We start from the raw sequence: 18,571 nt of genomic DNA, 5'->3' as shown, positions 1-18,571 counted from the left end.
GCGTCCGCGGTCCATTCCCCCCGCCGACTGCCCGAGCCCGGAGCCGTCCATGCGTTTCGCCACCTATGAACACCGAGACCAGCGCCGGGTCGCCGTCGTCGAGGAGGACGGCACCCTCCACCCCGTCCCCGGGGCCCGATCGCTCACGGAACTCATCCGCTCCGGGGACGGACTCGACGCGCTGCTGAGCGTCGGCGCCGACGCGCTCGACGTCCCGCCGGGCCCCCATGTCTCCGAGGTACGGTTGCTGCCGCCGCTCGAACCGCCCACCGTGCGGGACTTCGTCGCCTTCGAGGAGCACGTCGAGGGCGTACGGCGGTCCGTGGACGGCGTCGGCGGTGTGCCCGAGGCCTGGTACGACGCGCCGACCTTCTACTTCACCAATCCCTATGCGCTGATCGGCGCCCACGACGACGTCCCGGTGCCGCCCGGCAGCAGCGTGCTCGACTTCGAACTGGAGGTCGCCGCCGTCGTCGGCCGAGAAGGCCGGGATCTCGACGCCCGGCAGGCACGCGACCACATCATCGGTTACACGATCTTCAACGACTGGTCCGCGCGCGACCTGCAGTCCCGTGAGATGCAGGTCCGCCTCGGCCCGTGCAAGGGCAAGGACACCGCCACCACCCTCGGCCCCTACCTGGTCACCGCCGACGAGTTGGAGTCGTACCGGGACACCGAAGGGTTCCTGCGCCTCGGGCTCACCGCCGCCGTCAACGGCGAGGTCGTCGGCAAGGACCTGCTGTCCAACATGAGCTGGACCTTCGAGGAGATGGTGGCCTACGCCTCCCGCGGCACCGTCGTCCGTCCGGGCGACGTACTCGGCTCGGGCACCTGCGGCAACGGCGGCTGCCTGGCCGAGCTGTGGGGCCTGCGGGGCGAGCAGTCACCGCCTCCACTGAAGCCCGGCGACACGGTCACCCTCACGGTGGACGGCATCGGCAGCGTCTCCAACACCGTGGTCGCCGGCCGCGACCCGGTGCCGCTGCCGACGGCCCGCCGCCGCACCCGGGAGCGGCCGTGACCGGCCCGCACCCCAGACTGCTCGGCAAGGTCGTGGTCGTCACCGGCGCCGCGCGCGGCCAGGGCGCCGCCGAGGCCGAGGCCCTGACGCGCGAGGGTGCCCACGTCATCGCCACCGACGTGACCGAGGCCCCCGGCTGCCGCCTCCTCGACGTCACCGACGGCAAGCAGTGGGCGGAGCTCGCCGCCGAACTGCGCGCGTCGTACGGGCGGGTGGACGGCCTGGTCAACAACGCGGGCATCACCTGGCGGGCCCGCCTCGGCGACGTCACCCCCGACGACCTCGCCCGCGTCCACGCCGTCAACGTCACCGGCCCGCTGCTGGGCATCCAGCATCTCGCGCCGCTGATGCCGCCCGGGGCATCCATCATCAACGTGGGCTCGACCGCCGCGCTCACCGGTCACTACCCGGTCGCCTACACGACCAGCAAATGGGCGCTGCGCGGACTGTCGCAGACGGCCGCCATGGAGCTCGGCCCGCGCGGCATCCGCGTCAACACGGTCCACCCCGGTTTCATCGAGACCGAGATGACCGCCTCCGCGGCGCCCGCCTTCCGCGAGGCGAACATCCGCGAGACCCCGCTCGGCCGCACCGGCACGGTCGACGAGGTCGCCCCGCTCGTCGTCTTCCTCCTGTCCGACGAGTCCTCGTTCATCACGGGCGCCGAGATCCCGGTCGACGGCGGCCTCACCGCCCACGGAGGTGTCAAGTCCATCGCGGACACCATGAGTTCGCCGACGGAGAGTGGCCGGCGCTGACGTACAACCGTGAACGGGCAGGCATCGATCGTTCTGGGCTGGTTCCTCACCGCCACCGGCACGGATCAGACCGAGGCCGGGGGCGGTGGAGCGTGTGATCGGTGGCCGGTTCAAGGTGCGTCCGGGTCATCCCGCGCTCCTCACGCACGTCCGGGCAGCGCAGCCGTACGCCGGGCTGCCCGGATGCGGTGTCGTACGATCCGATGTCGCGGCCGCGCTCCGTCCGCAACGAATCTCACCGGACCCGGACGTGCCGCCAGTGCGGGGCGGAGAGATCTGAACCCGTACCGGGAATCAGGCCGCGACGAGCTCCCGGTCGCGGTCCGGTGTCGTGACCTTGGGCTTCCTGTTCGGCAGTGAGAGCCGGAAGACCTTGCGCCACGCGGAGAACACCTGCTGGGGCAGCGGCCCCGTGACGTACTCCAGCTCGTACTTCTCGAACAGCGCGCGCACCTTCACCGCGACCTCGGCGTAGCGGTTGCTCGGCAGGTCCGGGAAGAGGTGGTGCTCGATCTGGTGCGACAGGTTCCCGGTCATGAAGTGCATGGCCTTGCTGCCGCTGATGTTCGCCGAGCCCATCATCTGGCGCAGGTACCACTGGCCGCGCGTCTCGCCCTTGATCGACCGGCGCTCGAAGACCTGCACGCCTTCGGGGAAGTGACCACACATGATCACCGAGTGGGACCAGATGTTGCGGACCACGTTCGCGGTGAACGTGGCGGCGAGCGTGGTGAGGAACGACGGGCCCGACAGCAGCGGGTGGACCACGTAGTCCTTGAGCACCTGCTTGCGGATCTTGCGGCCCACGGCCCTGGCCCGCGCACGGAACTCCGGGTTCCTGCGGCGGCGCTTGCTCAGGTTCTTGCCCAGCTCCAGGTCGTACGCCGCGATGCCGTACTCGAAGAAGCAGGCGTTGATGAAGTTCCACAGCGGCTGGCCGAGGTGGAACGGGTGCCACTTCTGGTCCTCGTCGACGCGCATGATGCCGTAGCCGAGGTCGTTGTCCTTGCCGATCACGTTGGTGTACGTGTGGTGCAGCTCGTTGTGCGAGTGCTTCCACTGCTCGGACGGCGAGGCGTGGTCCCACTCCCAGGTGGTGGAGTGGATCTTCGGGTCCCGCATCCAGTCCCACTGGCCGTGCAGGACGTTGTGACCGATCTCCATGTTGTCCATGATCTTCGCCACGGACAGGCCGGCGGTGCCGAGCAGCCACGCGGGCGGGAAGAACGAGAACAGCAGCACGCCCCGGCTGACCAGCTCGAGCTTGCGCTGCGCCGAGATGACCTTGCGGATGTAGGCGGCGTCCTTCTCGCCGCGGCCGGCGATCACCTCGTCGCGGATCGCGTCCAGCTCGCGGCCGAGCTCCTCGATCTGCTCCGCGCTCAGGTGGGCGGTGGGGTCGATGGCGGTCAAGGTGCTCCTACCGTTCGATGTCGCAGGCGCCCGCAGCGGCGGACACACAGGTCTGGATGAGGACGCCCGGCTCGGCCTCGGTGATCTCGCCGGTGCGCAGGTCGCGGACGGCGCCCGCCTTCAGGGGCGTGACGCAGCCGAAGCAGATGCCCATCCGGCATCCGGAGGGCATGAGCACGCCGGCCTCCTCACCGATGTCCAGCAGCGGTGTGGCGCCGTCCGCGTCGACACTCTTGCCGGTGACGCTGAACGTGACCTGGCCGCCGCCTCCGCCGTCGCCGGCGACGAGGGCGCTCGGGCGGAAGCGTTCGGTGTGCAGGCGCTCCAGGACGCCGTGCTCGGCCCAGTGCTCTTCGGCGGCGTCGAGCAGGCCCGCCGGCCCGCAAGCCCAGGTCTCGCGCTCGGCCCAGTCGGGCACGAGTTCGCCGAGACGGGCGATGTCGAGCATGCCGTCCGTGTCGGTGTGCACCTCCGTGAGCCGCAGCTTCCTGTCCGCGACCAGGCCGTGCAGTTCGTCGCGGAAGATCACGTCCTGCGGCCGGGGCGCGCTGTGGACCATCACGACGTCGTCGAGCTCGGTGTCGCGCAGCATGCCCATCACGGGCGTGATGCCGCTGCCGGCCGTCAGGTAGAGCACCTTGGCGGGCTTGGCCTCAGGCAGCACGAAGTCGCCGGTCGGCTGGTCGAGCTGGATCAGCGTGCCCGGTCTCGCCCTGCGGACCAGGTGGTTGCTGACCTTGCCGTCCGGGATCGCCTTCACCGTGATCGTGACGCGGCCGTCCTGTCGGTTCGTCGGTGAGGTGAGGGAGTAGGCGCGCCACAGGCGCACCCCGTCGACGTCGACCCCGATCCGCACGTACTGACCGGCACTGTGGCCGCGCCAGCCCCGTCCCGGCCTGATCACGACGGTCGCGGCGTCACCCGTCTCGGGGTGCACGGCCTCGATGCGCCCACGGAGGTCGGCACCGGCACGCAAGGGGCTGATCAGGTCGAGGTAGTCCGACGGCAGCAGCGGCGTTGTGACCATCTCGAGCAGTTTCCACGCCCTGCTGCGGAGGGCTGTACTCGTCATGGCTCCAGCTTGCTGTGTCCCACGGCGTAAAGTCCTGACCGCAGGACGTGAATCTGGTCGACTGAATTATTCGCAAGGAACAAAAGACGTGAGCCATGCCATGCGCAGGGTCAGTGAACCGGCCCTGGACGAGACGACGGTCACCGCGCTTCGGGCCGCGCTGAAGACCACCGCCGACGAGGTCGTCCAGGCGATCATCGACGAGGTGCCGCCCTACGCCAACGCCCTGTCGGGTCACATGGGCGCCACCATCCGCCGAGCCGTCCGCACCGCCCTCGGGCACTACCTGGACCTCGCGAGCGGGAACGCCACAGGCGGCGACGCCGGTGACGCGGCCTACGAGCTGGGCCGCGGCGAGGTGCGCGACGGCCGTTCGATGGACGCCCTCCTCAGCGCCTACCGCGTGGGCGCCCGCGTGGCCTGGCGATGCCTGGCAGCGGGTGCCGTTCCCGCAGGTCTGCCCGCCGCCGAGGTCGCCAAGTTCGCCGAGCTGACCTTCGCCTACATCGACGAGCTCTCCGCAGCGAGCGCCGCGGGCCACGCCGACGAACTGGCCGCCCGGGGCCGGGCCCATGAGCGCCACCTGGAACACCTGGCCCGCGACCTCCTCGCCGGCGCGGGCCCCGACGTGCTGCTGGCGTCCGCGCAACGGGCCGGGTGGCAGCCTCCGGACGCGCTGACCGCGGTCCTGCTGCCCGCCGCCCAGGCCCGGCCCGCCTACCGGGCGCTCGACCCGAGCACCCTCGTCCTCGACGATCTGCCGGACGCCACCGGCGTGCTGCTCGTCCCCGATGCCGACCGATCACATCTGTTGCGGCAGCTGACCGACCGCACCGCCGTGGTCGGCCCGGCCCGGCCCTGGACGCGTGCGTCCGCCTCGTACGCACGAGCCCTGCGCGCCCGCTCGCTGTCCTCTGCTATCCGCGACACCGAGGAGCACCTGCCCGAGCTGGTGCTGAGCGCCGACGCGGACGCGTTCGCGGACCTGCGTGCCCGAGCCCTCGCACCGTTGCGGACCGTGCCGGTCGCGACCGCACGGCGGCTGGAGGAGACGTTGCAGGCGTGGCTGCTGCACCAGGGCAGACGCGACGAGGTGGCGGCGGCGTTGTTCGTCCACCCGCAGACCGTCCGGTACCGGATGGCGCAGCTGCGGGAGCTGTTTCCGGATCTCGCGTCACCACAACGGGTCCTTGAACTGACGCTGGCGGTCGGTCTCCGGGTCGGCTGACGCGTACGTCGACCGTCCACGACCGGGTCCGCGAGCCGTCCGGGAAGATGTTCACGCGCCGGTTCTCCCGCTGCCGCGCTCGACCGGGATCCACAGCTGGGCGTCGGTCTCTTCGCCCGTCTCCACCGGCTGCGTCCGCAGGAGCTCGGGACCCGGCCGACTTGCGTAGGGGTTCGAGGGGAACCACTGCGTGAACACGTCCCGCCACAGCTCCTGGAGCGCGTGCGGATAGGGGCCCCGGCTGTCGAAGACCGCCCAGGTCCCGGCCGGCACGTCGAGGGCGTCGAGCTCCCCGGCGGCCGTCTCGGGACCGGTGGCCACGCCGATCCAGTAGTCGGCCTCGGCGCCCTCCTCCCGGCTGTCGGTCAGGTACACCGCCGCCGACAGGATCCCGGCCGGCTCCCGGCCGGCGAGCTCCTTCATCCGTGCGATCGCCCGCTCGTCAAGGCTGCGCAGGTGCGCCGCGGCAGCCGCGTTGACGCCCTCGTGCACGAGGGGGACCCGGGCCTTCCTGCCGACGACCCGGAACGACTCCTTCTCCACGATCCGGTACCGCATGGCCGTACTGCCCTCGACGACGACACGGAAGGACATCCGCGGCTGTGCGGTGAGCACCGCACCCGCGCGCCGGGCCTCGCCCGGCCCGATGCCGTGCACCGACCGGAATGCCCGGGCGAACGCCTCACCCGAGCCGTACCCGTACCGCACGGCGACATCGAGCAGCGTCAGCTCCCCCGCCAGCACGTCGGCCGCGGCGAGTGTCATCCGCCGGCGCCGCACGTAGACCGGGAGCGGCAGCCCGGCGAGCGCGGAGAACAGCCGCCGGAAGTGGTACTCCGACACAGCGGCGATCCGGGCCACCTCGGCCACGTCGACTTCCCCGTCGAGGCAGGCCTCCAGATGGTCCAGGCCCTGATTCAGCCGCTCCAGCACGCGTATCCGTCCTTCCTGCCGGTCTCTTCCCCCGTGGGAACGTCCGCCCGGCCTCGGCATCCGCAGCGGCCAGGGCCCACGCCCACGCCGGAGTAGTCTGCCGCGAGCGGCGGCCGGGCCGTCCTCAGCGTTCCGATCGCGGGGCCGGCCGGGCCGTCGGCCGCAGGGCTGTCCGGCCGCCTTCAGGCGCGGAGACGATGCTGTCGCGGCCCGCCCGACAGAATCCGTACGGGAACGGTCGGGCGGGAGCCCCCGGCGGTACCGGAGGCTTGCGCCCATGACTGATATCGAGGGGCTGTGCGAGCCCCGGTTCGCCGCGGTCCGTGCGGCCCTTGCAGCTTCGCTCGGCAAGGACGACGTGGGCGCATCGGTCGCCGTCTACCTCGACGGCGAGCCCGTGGTCGACATGTGGGGCGGTTACGCCGATACGGGCCGCTCTGTCCGGTGGGAGCGCGACACCCTCACGGCCGTGAACTCGACGACCAAGAACATGACCGCCCTGTGTGCGCTCATGCTGGCCGACCGGGGACAGCTCGATCTGTCCGCGCCGGTCGCCGCCTACTGGCCCGAGTTCGCCGCGGCCGGCAAGGAGAGCGTGCTGGTACGGCACGTGCTGTCCCACACCGCGGGGCTGCCGGTCCTGTCCGGGCTGAACGCGGTCGAGGACCTCTACGACTGGCAGGGCGTCGGCGCACGACTGGCCGCGCAGGCCCCCGAATGGGAACCCGGAACGGCCGCCGGCTATCACGCGCTCACCTTCGGGTTCCTCATCGGTGAGATCGTCCGCCGCGTCACCGGCCGCAGCCTCGGTGAGTTCTTCGCCGAGGAAGTCGCCAAACCGCTGGGCGCGGACTTCCACATCGGGCTCTCCGCGGAGCACGACCACCGCGTCGCACCGCTCATCGCGCCGCCGTCACTGACCGACGAGTACGCCTCCAGCGCACCGCCCGGACCGGACGGCACACGCAGGGAGCACACCGGACCCGCCATCCGGGTCAAGCACGCCAACTCCGTGGCCTGGCGCCGTGCGGAGATCCCTGCGGTGAACGGCTTCGGCAACGCTCACTCCGTCGCCCTCGTCCAGTCGGTACTGGCGAACCGGGGAACGGCCGGCGGCGTGCGGCTGCTGTCCCCCCAGGGCTGCGAGCCCGCGTGGCAGGAGGTGTTCCGCGGCGAGGACCGTGTTCTGCGGACGCCGATGTCCTGGACCCACGGCTTCGGCAAGTTCGGCAACACCTTCGGGTGGGGCGGGTGGGGCGGCTCGCTGGTCGCGAGCGACCCTGACGCACATATGACGGTGGCCTATGTCATGAACCAGATGATCGACCGAGAGCAGCAGGAGGACGACCGCGGCATGGAGATCATCATGGCCGCCTACAGCGGATTGCAGTGACCCACGCTCGGCCCGCGCCGGTGGACCCGCGTCCGCACGCGCCCGTGGCGCTCACTCAGGACGCCCTGTCAGAGCCGTCCGTCAGCTGCACACCGGGCCCGTTCCTCCGCGGTAGGCGTCGTAGAACCTGCGCAGCCGCGGGGAGCGTACGGCGGGTAGCCGGACGAGAGTGTCCTGGAAGGCGTGACCGTTGGGCGTCAGCGGGTGCCAGGGGCGCGGCGGCTGGGGGTAGTCGTCGCGCAGGACGCCCTCGGGGAGGGCCCCGGTCGCGGGTATCGGCGAGGTCTCGCCCGGGTGCGCGAGGTACGCCCAGACCCCGCTGTCCAGCGGCACGAGGGCCCCCTCGTCGCCCGGTGGCCGCCAGGACGCCCCGGTGAGGGGATGGCGGGGGACGAGGAGGACGTCGGGACGGGGCCGGGGCAGGTGGATCCCCGGGCCGGCCAGCCCCACGGACCGGGTCCCGGGTCCGGCGGGGAGATACCGGCCGACGGCGGGGCCGAGCAGCTCGGCGACGGGGCCGGCGGGGAGGCTCACCGGGCGGTCCTCGGTGACCGCCACGAGATGGGCCAGGGCGACGCCCACCGCCGCCTCCCAGCGACGGCTCCACGACCCGTCGGCCTCGACGGGCGGGACGCGGTGTTCGGCGCGTGCCAGATCGTCCCAGTCGGGCGGCGGAGCGGCCGGGAGCCCCGAGGGCCGGCGTACGACCGCGTCGGGCTCGAGCCACACCGTCTGCCACATTCCGCAGTCGTCCATGCGGGTCGCCACGGCCCGCCCGCACCCCTCGCACGCCAGGTTGGGACCGGCCCGGCCGTCGACACCCTGGCAGTAGCCTTCGCACCTGTCGGGGATCAGGGTCATGGACCGGGAGTCCCCGGGGGCGACGACGATCCGGTTCCGCGCGCCGAAGGACAGCCAGTACACCGGCGCGAACACGCCCCGCCGAGCGGCCTCGTCCGCTCCGACCTCCTCCCACAGCCTCCAGGGCGGTCCGGTGGGCCGGGGGTCGACGGCGTACGTCGCGGGATCCATCAGCGGAGGGTGGAGTTCCTCCCACCTCCCGTGGTGGGTGTGGACGGGGAGGGCGACCCGGGACACCGGCGCCGTCAGTTCCGTACCGCACCCGGCACACACGAACACGTCCAAACAGGCTCCCCCTCGCCCCTGACAGCCGCCGGTGGATCGAAGTCCCGTGGACCTGTCCGAGGAGGCGCCGGTCACCCCGTTCGGCGTCTTCAACCCCCTGGAAGAGGATAGGACACGTCTGCGAACGAAGTCGGCCACGCGACGTCGTCGATCGCGAGCCACGGCGCAGCGGCTACGGCCGTGGGCGTCGCGCCGGTGAACGCCTTGACCTCGCGGTGGAGGTGGGACTGGTCGACGTAGCCGCTTGCAGCCGCCACCCAAGCTGCGGCGTTGCCCGCTGCGAGAAGGTGGGCGGCGTGGTCGAAGCGCACCAGCTGGGCAGCGTGCTTGTATCCACCGCTGGAGTGCGCGACCAGGGTGATCGGACCGAGGTCGAGTTCATCGAGCGCCGCAGCCAGGCTGCCCGCCTGCTCAGGCACGTCATACGAGGAGGCGGGCGGGGACTGGCCGTGACCCGGGAGGTCGATCCGGATGACGTGATACCGGTCGGCGAGGGCCGGCACCACGGGGCTCCAGGAACCGCTTGAAGCCCCCGATCCGTGGATGAGCACCAACGGCGGTGCCTGTCGCGGACCGTCGTGGACCACGTGCATCCCGTCCACCTGCTTGACGTCGTAGTTCCCCATGCGCGGGACGATGCCTGGGCCACCGACCATCAGTCTTGTACAAATGTCGTCGCGAGGCCGATGATCGCCGGACACTTCTGTCTGGCATTCCTGTGGCGGCCGGCAGGGCGGCGGAAATTCGGCCGGGCGGCCACGCACAGCGCGCGGGCCCTCACCTGCCCACGACGCGATCCGAGACCAGGCCGGACGCTGACGCCGCGGGGGCGCCGGCACGGGCGCTCGCGGATGCGGGGGACGAGGAGCGGGCCGACCGCGCCGCCGGGGCCGCAGCCGGACTCGCGCTCGCCCTCGACGACCCCGGGAATCGGTGAGCGGATCACAGGGCACGGAAAGCTCCCGACGCCGCCTTGACTAGGGAGACTTATGGGGCTCCTGGTACTCCCGGGGTGTCTGTGGTCTCATGGGGCCGGCGGGGTGCCAGAGGTGGTGGATTGTCGTCGCGGACAGGACAGTTCGGCGTCGGGCCCGTGACGGGGTGGGGTGACCAGTGCTAGAAAGACCGGATGGATGACCGCTTTGCCCGATTCCGACATATATCGCGATCATGGTCACTGATGCGGAAGAACACGCGAAGTGTCGCGGGGCAGATGTTCCTCATGCAGGTGACGCTGGTGGTGCTGCTCGTGGCATTCGCCGTCTTCGCGCTGGTCATGCAGTCGCAGCGGGACACCAACGCCGAGGCCAAGCGGAGATCCGTAGCCGTGGCGCAGACGTTCGCGCACTCCCCGGGTGTGCTGGCGGCACTGCGAGCGCCTGATCCCTCCAAGGTGCTGCAGCCGCTGACGGAGGCCGGACGCAAGGCCGCGGGCGTCGACTTCGTCGTCGTGATGGACACGAACGGGATCCGCTACACCCACCCCCTTCCGGACCGGATCGGCAAGCGCTTCGTGGGGAAGATCGAGCCGTCGCTGGCGGGAAAGGTCTACACCGAAAGCGTGCACGGCCCTCTCGGTGAGGAGGTCCAGGCGACGGTTCCGATCCGCAACGACCGGAACCAGGTGGTGGCCCTCGTCTCCGCCGGGCTGAAGGTCAAGAACGTGACCGGTCTGGTGGAGCGGCAGATACCGATCATCCTGACTGCCGGTGCGTTCGCCCTCGCCGCGGCCACCGCCGCCACGGTGCTGGTGAGCAGGCGGCTGCGACGGCAGACCCACAGCCTCGCCCCCAACGAGATGACCCGCATGTACGAGCACCACGACGCCGTGCTGCACTCCGTGCGCGAGGGGGTGCTCATCGTCGATGACGAGGGGCGACTGCTGCTGGCGAACGACGAGGCCAGGCGGCTCCTGGAGCTGCCCGCGGACGCGGAGGGACAGCAGGTGTCCCGGATGCCGGCCCTCGAACCGGAGATGATGTCGCTGCTCAGGTCCGGCCGCGAGGCCAGTGACGAGGTGCATGCGGCCGGACCGCGCCTGCTGGTGGTCAACCAGAGGCCCACGGACTACGGCGGAGGCCCCAAGGGCACCGTCGCGACACTGCGCGACTCCACGGAGCTGCGGGCCGCGGCCGGCAGGGCCGCGATCACGGGGGAGCGGCTGAAGCTGCTCTACGACGCCGGACTGGGAATCGGCACCACCCTGGACGTGATCCGGACGGCCGATGAACTCGCCCGCATCGCCGTCCCCCGTTTCGCCGACTTCGTCACCGTGGACCTGGCCGACGCCGTGTTGCGCGGTGAGGAACCGGCGGGCACGGCGAAGGACATGAGACGCGTCGCCGTATGCGGTATCCGCGACGACCAGCCCCTCTACGAGAAGGGCCGGCTGATCGACTTCGTGCCCTCCACGCCCCAGGCGCGCGGCTACGGCACCGGCCGCTCGGAACTGGTGACCGACCTGTCCACCGAGACGGGGTGGCATCTGCAGGACCCGGAGCGCACCGGTCTCGTCGTGGACTACGGCATCCACTCCCTCATCGCGGCTCCGATCCAGGCCCGCGGTGTCGTCCTGGGCATGGTCAACTTCTGGCGCTCCGAGGAGCACGACCCCTTCGACCAGGAGGAGCTCTCGCTGGCGGAGGAACTGGTGGCTCGTGCGGCGGTCAGTATCGACAACGCCCGCCGGTACACACGGGAGCACGCCCTGGCGGTCACTCTCCAGCGCAGCCTGCTGCCGCGAGGCCTGCCCGAGCAGAGTGCCCTCGACGTCGGCTACCGCTACCTCCCGGCCCAGTCGGGTGTGAGCGGGGACTGGTTCGATGTGATCCCCCTGCCGGGCAGCCGTGTGGCCCTCGTCGTCGGGGACGTGGTCGGCCACGGCCTGCACGCCGCCGCGACCATGGGGCGGCTGCGGACCGCCGTGCACAACTTCTCCACGCTCGATCTGCCCCCCGATGAACTGCTGAGTCATCTGGACGACCTGGTCGGGCGCATCGACCAGGACGAGGCGTGCACGGAAAGCCCCGCCGCCGTCGTGGGCGCCAGCTGCCTGTACGCGATCTACGACCCCACGACGCGCCGCTGCACCATGGCACGCGCGGGACACCCGGCTCCCGCGCTGGTCGATCCCGACGGAGAGGTCACCTTTCCCGAGCTGCCTCCGGGGCCACCACTGGGCCTGGGCGGCATGCCCTTCCAGGCCGCGGAGCTGGACATCGCCGAAGGCTCCCAGCTCGTGCTGTACACCGACGGTCTCATCGAGGACCGGACCCGCGACCTCGACGAGGGAATGGAGCTCCTGCGCAAGGCCCTGGCGGGTCACCCCGAGCGCGCGCCGGAGGAGAGCTGCCAGGCGGTGCTCGCGGCGCTGCTGCCCGAACGCCCCGCGGACGACGTCGCTCTGCTCATCGCCCGCACCCATGCGGTGCAGCCGGACCGGATCGCCGAGTGGGACGTGCCCCCCGACCCGGCAGCCGTCGCTCGGGTGCGTGCCGCGGCGACCGAGAAGCTCGACGCATGGGGTCTGACCGAACTGGGCTTCACCATGGAGCTGGTCCTGAGCGAGCTCGTCACCAACGCCGTCCGCTACGGATGCGAGCCGATCCACCTGAGACTGATCCACGACCGCACGCTGATCTGCGAGGTGGCCGACGGCAGCAGCACCTCGCCCCACTTGCGCTACGCCGCCACGACCGACGAAGGCGGCCGAGGCCTGTTCCTGGTGTCGCAGCTGACCGAGCGCTGGGGCACCCGGTACACCCCCCAGGGCAAGGTGATCTGGGCGGAGCAGGCGCTGCCGCAACGCTGAGAGGGCGTCGTCGCCGGTGTGCTGCTGCTCATCGCACCGGTCGTCGCTCCGGGGGCACCACGGGACCCGCGACGGCGTCGAAGGCATGGGTCACCTCCGGCGCGGTGCCCGCCACGAGCAGCCGACGGGCCCGCTCCTCGTCACGGCGGTCGGCGGCCGTGAGCCGGCCGTGGTGTTGCGCGAGATGCTCCGACCACGAGGCGACCAGGTAGCTCTCCACGAACCGCTCCGGATCCCTGCCGTCCTGGTAGAGGCCCCACGTGAGGGCTCCCGTACGCCGGCGTGAACGGGCCACACGGTCCATGCAGTCGGCGAAGGCGGCCCGGTTCCCGGGGGAGACCCGGTATGCGACCTGGACCAGCACGGGGCCGTCGGCCGGTCCGGGCTCGAACACCAGGGGCGGAACGGGCCAGTGGTCGGACGGGGCCGGGTCGATGCCGTCCGGGTCGTGCAGCGGCCAGCGGCGCACACTCACCGCGCCGGCCAGGAGCAGCCCGCTGCCCGCCAGGAGGGCGACGGTGAGCCCCAGCCCGTCGGCCATCACCCCCCAGACGGGCGCTGTCAGCGCCTGCCCGCCCTGGAAGACCAGAAGATAGACGGCTAGTCCTCGGGCCCTGACCCAGCCGGGCAGCTGCGTCTGGAGGGCCGCGTTGAGGGTGGACAGCACGCCGATCCAGGCCAGCCCGGCGGGCAGCAGTACGAGCACCGCGAGCCAGGGCATCCGGGCCGTGGCCAGCACCGCCAGCACCGCGGCGAAGACGAGGGCCCCTGCGGCGAGAACGCCGTTGGCGCCGAGAGCGCTGCGGACGGCGGGCAGCACGAAGGCTCCGCACACGGCGCCGATGCCGACCGCCGCGAGCAGCAGCCCGTACCCTGCCGAGCCCAGGTGCAGGGAACGGCCCGCGACCAGGGGAAGCAGCGACCACAGCGCGGCGCCCCCGGGGATGAACAGCACCGTACGCAGCAGGACTCGACGTACGCCGGGCGCGTACCACACGTAGCGGCGGCCGGCGTGCAGAGCCGTCAGGAGCTTTTCGCCCTGCGCCGTGGGCGCCCGGGTCGCAGGCGGCCTCCAGAGCAGGAGAACGGCCGCGATGCCGAGGTAGGACGCGGCATTGAAGGCGAAGACCCAGCCCGCGCCCGCTGCCGCGACCACCGCTCCGCCCAGTGCCGGGCCGAGGGCGCGCGCCAGGTTCATGTTCACGGCGCCGAGTGCGGCCGCTTGCCCCAAGTGGCGGCGCTCCACGAGCTCCGGCTGGATCGCCTGCCAGGCGGGGCCCATCACAGCGGTGCCGCACCCCAGCAGGAAGGTGAGGCCGAGCAACAGCCGGGGAGTGAGCGCGTCCGCGAAGGCCAGCACCGTCAGCACGGTGGAGACGCCGAGCATGGCGAACTGCGCGGCCAGCAGCACCTTACGGCGGTCGTAACGGTCGGCCAGCACGCCCGAGGGCAGGGCCAGCAGCACGACGGGGAGACTGGAGGCCGTCTGAATGAGCGTCACCAGGGCCGCGTCGTGCCCGATCAGCAGCCACTGGGCGCCCACGGTCTGCATCCAGCTGCCGATGTTGGAGACGAGTTGGGCTGTCCACAGCGCGCGGAAGACACGCGCCGCGAGCGGGGCCCAGGCCGAATCCGGACTCGGATGGTCTTTCGGTGAGAGTGCGCTGCTCATGGTGGTCCATGCCGGAACGAGGACGTGGACGCCCTTGCATCCGGCAATGTCTCAGGCGCCGTGCGGGCACAGCGGTGGCCACGCCAGGGGCCGGTCGCGGGGGCGGGTTGACCGTGAGCGCACGCCCTGTGGCCGCCGTGCGCACCGGGTACGCGCCCGGCGCCGCGTTCAGGACTGCGGCCTGATCCAGGCCGCATCGGTCGACGAGAGGCGACGGGTGGCCAGGGAGGTCACCAGCACCAGCACCAGCGCCAGGCCCAGGGTGAGGGCGAGTCCGGTGCGCAGCAGGAGCCCTGCGCCGACGAGGGCTCCCAGGAACATGGCGAGGACGGACAGCAGCCGCCGGCCGGGCCGGGGCGCCGCCCCGCCGGCCGGGACCGAGTCCGCGGCCAGCCCTGTCAGGGTGAGGGTCAGGACGGTCGTGGTCAGGTCGGGGACGCCGAGGCGGCGGGCCACGGCGTTCTGCAGCCCCATGGCCAGACCGAGGAGCACGATCATCGTGTACTGCACGGTGGCGGTCACGTCGCCGTGCGTGGCCGCGGCCGTGACGACGGCCGTGGCCACGAGCACCGCCTGAAGCGCCGTGGCGACGGTCAGCAGCCGACCGCGGTGTGCCGCGAACCGGGTGCCGAACCGGCCTCCCGCCAGCGCACCGGCGAGGAACGCGGCCATGGAGACCACGGAGGCCTGCGCCGACAGCCCGGCGGCGCCGGCCAGGGCGAACCCGAGGAAGACCACGTTGCCGGTCATGTTGGCGACGAAGACGTGCCCGAGGGACAGATAGCTCACGGCGTCGACCAGGCCGGTGACCACGGTCAGCGTCAGCATCAGCGGGGGCAACGGGCCGTGCAGGTCCTCCCTGGGGGGAGCCAGCGTACGGGCCGCGTCAGTCAGCAGCTTGCGCATGCGGGGTCCTCCTGCCCGAAGGGGCCGGGCGGTGCAGCACCGCGCGTGTGAGCAGTCCGCTGACCGGGCCGATCACGACGGCGGCGACGCAGACCCACAGCGGCCAGGGCGTCACCCCGAGGAGGTGGTCGACCGACCAGCGGCCGGGGCCGGTCAGCGACAGCACGGCGGAGACGACGACGAGGACCATCGGGTACTCGTAACCGTCGTTCTGCACCCAGAGCCCGTTGTGCCACTTGACGGTACTCGCGACCGTCATCACCCCCATGGCGGCCATCGCCGCGGCGGGCGTGAAGAGACCGGCCGCCAGGAACAGGCCGGCGCCGAGCTGGCTGCCGCCGGCGGCGAGCGCGGTGATCCTGCCGCCGCGGAAGCCGTCGTGCCGGAACTCCTCCGTTCCGCCCGCGACGCCGTTGCCTCCCAGCCGGAAACTGACCTTCTGCACTCCGTGCCCGGCGATGAGAAGGCCCGCCATGAGCCGGAGGATCAACAGTCCGGTATCCATCGTGTCCCTGCCTGTTCCTGACGTTGTGCCGTAGACCCTTCGAAGAGGTCAGCCGGCGGCGTGGGCGCCGATGACCGCCTGCGCGTAGACGATGCCGAGGCCGTAGGCGCCGGCGTGCTCCTTCACCAGCTCGGTGACGGGCCCGTACGTCTCGCCACGTGCCCAGTCGCGCTGGAGCTCGAGGAGCACCTGCACCCAGGTCACCGGAACCGTGCCGCCCTGGACCATCCGCTGGACGGCGTGCTCGTGCGCCTGCGGGGTGACGCCGCCGCAGGCGTCCGTGACGACGTAGACCTCGTAGCCCTGGGCGAGGGCGGACAGCGCGGGCAGCACGACGCAGACCTCGGTCCACAGCCCGGCGATGACGAGCTTCTTGCGTCCCGTCGCCTTGACGGCCTCGACGAAGGCGAGGTCCTCCCAGGCATTCATCGTGGTGCGGTCGACGATCTTCTGGTCGGGGAAGACACCGGCCAGCTGCGGCATCAGCGGTCCCGAGAAGGACTCGGCCGCGACCGTGCTCAGCACGACCGGCACGTCGAACAGCTTGGCGGCCTTCGCCAGGCCCACGGTGGAGTTGATGATCGCGGTACGGTCGCTGCTTCCGGTGCCGAAGAACATCTGCGGCTGGTGGTCCACGAACAGCACCGCGCAGTTGTCGGGGGTGAGCAGGTCGGGGCCGGGAGACGCGGTGACCTCGGCGATGTTGACCATGGGAGTGCCTTTCATGAGTGGGTGAGCGCGGACGGACGTCCGCTTCAGAGCGAGAAGCAGGGGTCGAAGACCGTGCTCTCGGTTTCGGCGGCCAGGCCGCGGCGCACGCGCCACTGGCGGTGCTGCTCCGACTCGGCGACGGCCTGGCCGAGCAACTCGGCCTGGCGGGCGCCCGACAGACCGGTGACGGGCGTGGCCCGGTAGCCGCCGAAGTGCGCCACCGGACTCCACGCGGGGCTGACCGGCGGCAGTTCCTCGTCGAGGCCCTCGTACTCGGCGGCGGCGTGGACGATCCGGCCGCCGACGACTGTCAGCAGGGACTCGATGTGCGCGATGTCCTGCTCGGGCACGGTGAAGTAGTCCTCGGACAGGACCGCCAGGTCGCCGAGGAAGCCCGGGCGCAGGACTCCCTTGATCCCCTCCTCGCCGGTCAGCGCGGCACCCGCCTCGGTGAACATCGCCAGCGCCGTACGCCGGTCGACCCGGTTGTGCGGCGGGCGGAGGACCAGGTCGCCGACGGTGCGGCCGGTGACCAGCCAGTGCAGGGCGACCCACGGGTTGTAGGTGGAGACCCGGGTGGCGTCGGTGCCGGCCCCGACGGTCAGGCCGCGCTCCAGCATGGCCCGGACCGGAGGGGCGTCCGCGGCGGCACCGGGGCCGTAGCGGCGCAGGAACGCCTCGCCCTGGAACGACAGCCGGTTCTGCACGGACAGGGCGCCGCCGAGCGCGGCGATGCGGTCCAGGCTGTCCGCGGACACCGTTTCCGCGTGGTCGAACAGCCATCGGTTCCCGGCCGGGAAGAGCCCTTCCGCCGCGAGCTTCTCGAATACGGCGAGGTCGCGGCGGATGGTCTCGTCATAGGTGGCGTGCAGCCGGAATCCCCAGCCGTTCTCCATGAGGAGACGTACGGCCTTCTCGAACTCCGCCTCGTAGTCGGTGAGTTCGGGGCGCGGCTGGGTGAAGTTCTCGAAATCGGCCGCTGCCCAGGTGAGGTTCTCGCCGGCACCGTTGAGGCGCAGCCACTCGTCGCCGTCCTCCGGGCGGGCCATCCCGATCCAGCGGGCGAGGTCGTCGATTTCCTGGCCGGCGGTCTGTGGGAAGAGGTGATAGGCGATACGCAGTGACAGCTGACCCGCCTTGGCCAGTTCTGCCACCGTGCTGTAGTTGTCGGGGAAGTTCTGGAACCCGCCCGCCGCGTCGATCGCCGACGTGAGGCCGAACCTGTTCAGCTCCCGCAGGAAGTGACGGGTGGAGGTCTTCTTGTCCTCGCCGTCCAGTACCGGCGCCTTGGCCAGGGTCGAGTAGAGGATCAGCGCGCTGGGGGCGGCCAGCAGCATGCCCGTGGGCTCACCGCCCCGGCCTCGTACGATCTGGCCCCCCTTGGGGTCAGGGGTGTCCCGGGTGTATCCGGCGGCCCTGAGGGCCGCCCGGTTGAGAACCGCCGACTGGTACAGGTGCAGGACGAATACGGGAGTGTCCGGCGCGGCGGCGTTCAGCTCGGCGACGGTCGGCAGTCGCCGCTCGGCGAACTGCTCGGCCGACCATCCGCCGACCACCCGTACCCACTGGCCCCTGGGGGTACGCGCGGCCTGCTCACGCAGCATCGCCAGGCCCTGGCGCAGTGTGGGCACGCCGTCCCAGCGCAGCTCCAGGACGTAGTTGAGCCCGCCCCGGATGACGTGCAGGTGGGAGTCGTTGAGGCCGGGGACCATCCGGCGGCCGAGGGCGTCGACCACCGTCGTGGCCGGTCCGACCTGGGCGGCCACGTCGTGGTCGTCACCGACGACGGTGATGCGGCCCTCGCGGATGGCAATCGCCCCCGCCTGCGGGCGGACCGGGTCCCCGGTGTGAATCTTCGCGTTGCGGACCACGAGATCCGCCGCGTTGCCCGGGGCGCGGGGGACAAGCCCACCGACCGGCATCGTGGACACCTTTCGACAACCTCCTTCGGCCTGCAGAACATCGATTTTCGAAGCGGAGCCTGCTTCGGTCACCGGGCTCC

General features: G+C 71.5%; 15 protein-coding genes. 5 read left to right on the top strand and 10 right to left on the bottom strand.

All coding sequences use genetic code 11. The annotated features are described in order from the left end of the window. Window positions 1–49 precede the first annotated feature (49 nt). Both AQJ58_RS25385 and AQJ58_RS25380 read left to right on the top strand, forming a co-directional pair. Window positions 50–1,021, top strand: a complete 972-nt coding sequence (locus AQJ58_RS25385; RefSeq protein ID WP_067253891.1) for a fumarylacetoacetate hydrolase family protein — start codon at window positions 50–52, stop codon at window positions 1,019–1,021. Beyond that, window positions 1,018–1,779 carry an SDR family NAD(P)-dependent oxidoreductase gene (locus tag AQJ58_RS25380; RefSeq protein WP_067253888.1) on the top strand — a complete coding sequence of 254 codons (762 nt, stop codon included), beginning with the start codon at window positions 1,018–1,020 and terminating at the stop codon, window positions 1,777–1,779. Before AQJ58_RS25385 ends, AQJ58_RS25380 begins: the two co-directional genes overlap by 4 nt. Window positions 1,780–2,073: 294 nt before the next feature. Here AQJ58_RS25380 and AQJ58_RS25375 read toward each other — a convergent pair whose 3' ends face one another. Continuing rightward, the gene (locus AQJ58_RS25375) at window positions 2,074–3,192 is read right to left on the bottom strand and encodes a fatty acid desaturase family protein (RefSeq protein WP_067253886.1); all 1,119 of its coding nucleotides are present in this window, start codon (window positions 3,190–3,192) and stop codon (window positions 2,074–2,076) included. A gap of 7 nt (window positions 3,193–3,199) precedes the next feature. Then, window positions 3,200–4,264, bottom strand: coding sequence for a ferredoxin reductase (locus AQJ58_RS25370; protein ID WP_067253884.1), 1,065 nt, complete (start codon window positions 4,262–4,264; stop codon window positions 3,200–3,202). Window positions 4,265–4,352: 88 nt separating this feature from the next. On the opposite strand from AQJ58_RS25370, the gene AQJ58_RS25365 reads away from it, so the two are divergent. Beyond that, complete coding sequence (locus AQJ58_RS25365; protein ID WP_067253881.1) at window positions 4,353–5,492, top strand: PucR family transcriptional regulator; 1,140 nt, start codon at window positions 4,353–4,355, stop codon at window positions 5,490–5,492. 51 nt (window positions 5,493–5,543) lie between these two features. Here the strand turns inward: AQJ58_RS25365 and AQJ58_RS25360 are convergent, their stop codons facing one another. Beyond that, window positions 5,544–6,425: an AraC family transcriptional regulator gene (locus tag AQJ58_RS25360; RefSeq protein ID WP_067253878.1), complete on the bottom strand. Its 882-nt coding sequence runs from the start codon at window positions 6,423–6,425 to the stop codon at window positions 5,544–5,546. Between the two features lie 277 nt (window positions 6,426–6,702). Between AQJ58_RS25360 and AQJ58_RS25355 the strand changes: the two genes are divergently transcribed. Then, on the top strand, window positions 6,703–7,818 hold the full coding sequence (locus tag AQJ58_RS25355) for a serine hydrolase domain-containing protein (protein WP_067253877.1): 1,116 nt from the start codon (window positions 6,703–6,705) through the stop codon (window positions 7,816–7,818). An 81-nt stretch (window positions 7,819–7,899) separates the two neighbouring features. Here AQJ58_RS25355 and AQJ58_RS25350 read toward each other — a convergent pair whose 3' ends face one another. Both AQJ58_RS25350 and AQJ58_RS41475 read right to left on the bottom strand, forming a co-directional pair. After that, a complete protein-coding gene (locus tag AQJ58_RS25350) occupies window positions 7,900–8,850 on the bottom strand; it encodes a hypothetical protein (RefSeq protein ID WP_420712183.1) in 951 nt (316 codons plus the stop codon). Window positions 8,851–9,053: 203 nt separating this feature from the next. Then, on the bottom strand, window positions 9,054–9,557 hold the full coding sequence (locus AQJ58_RS41475) for an alpha/beta fold hydrolase (protein ID WP_234360304.1): 504 nt from the start codon (window positions 9,555–9,557) through the stop codon (window positions 9,054–9,056). Between the two features lie 587 nt (window positions 9,558–10,144). Here AQJ58_RS41475 and AQJ58_RS25335 point away from each other — a divergent pair. After that, on the top strand, window positions 10,145–12,775 hold the full coding sequence (locus AQJ58_RS25335; RefSeq protein WP_234360288.1) for a SpoIIE family protein phosphatase: 2,631 nt from the start codon (window positions 10,145–10,147) through the stop codon (window positions 12,773–12,775). Between the two features lie 28 nt (window positions 12,776–12,803). On the opposite strand, the gene AQJ58_RS25330 is transcribed toward AQJ58_RS25335, so the two are convergent. The 5 genes from AQJ58_RS25330 to AQJ58_RS25310 all read right to left on the bottom strand — a co-directional run bounded on the left by AQJ58_RS25330 (window position 12,804) and on the right by AQJ58_RS25310 (window position 18,491). Next, a complete protein-coding gene (locus tag AQJ58_RS25330; RefSeq protein WP_067253870.1) occupies window positions 12,804–14,447 on the bottom strand; it encodes an MFS transporter in 1,644 nt (547 codons plus the stop codon). Between the two features lie 168 nt (window positions 14,448–14,615). Further along, window positions 14,616–15,353 (bottom strand): YoaK family protein, encoded by a 738-nt coding sequence (locus AQJ58_RS25325; protein WP_067253867.1) that lies wholly within the window; start codon window positions 15,351–15,353, stop codon window positions 14,616–14,618. Then, on the bottom strand, window positions 15,334–15,858 hold the full coding sequence (locus tag AQJ58_RS25320) for a DoxX family protein (protein ID WP_067254261.1): 525 nt from the start codon (window positions 15,856–15,858) through the stop codon (window positions 15,334–15,336). The genes AQJ58_RS25325 and AQJ58_RS25320 overlap by 20 nt, the downstream gene beginning before the upstream one ends. A gap of 48 nt (window positions 15,859–15,906) precedes the next feature. Next, window positions 15,907–16,569 (bottom strand): hydrolase, encoded by a 663-nt coding sequence (locus AQJ58_RS25315; RefSeq protein ID WP_067253865.1) that lies wholly within the window; start codon window positions 16,567–16,569, stop codon window positions 15,907–15,909. A 44-nt stretch (window positions 16,570–16,613) separates the two neighbouring features. After that, a complete protein-coding gene (locus AQJ58_RS25310; RefSeq protein ID WP_199844683.1) occupies window positions 16,614–18,491 on the bottom strand; it encodes an amidohydrolase in 1,878 nt (625 codons plus the stop codon). Window positions 18,492–18,571: the final 80 nt, after the last annotated feature.

Origin of the sequence: Streptomyces sp. DSM 15324 (assembly GCF_001514285.1) — a bacterium.
Lineage (GTDB): Bacteria > Actinomycetota > Actinomycetes > Streptomycetales > Streptomycetaceae > Streptomyces.
The sequence above is the reverse complement of the archived record's forward strand: the minus strand, read 5'-3'. Positions and strand labels throughout refer to the sequence as shown.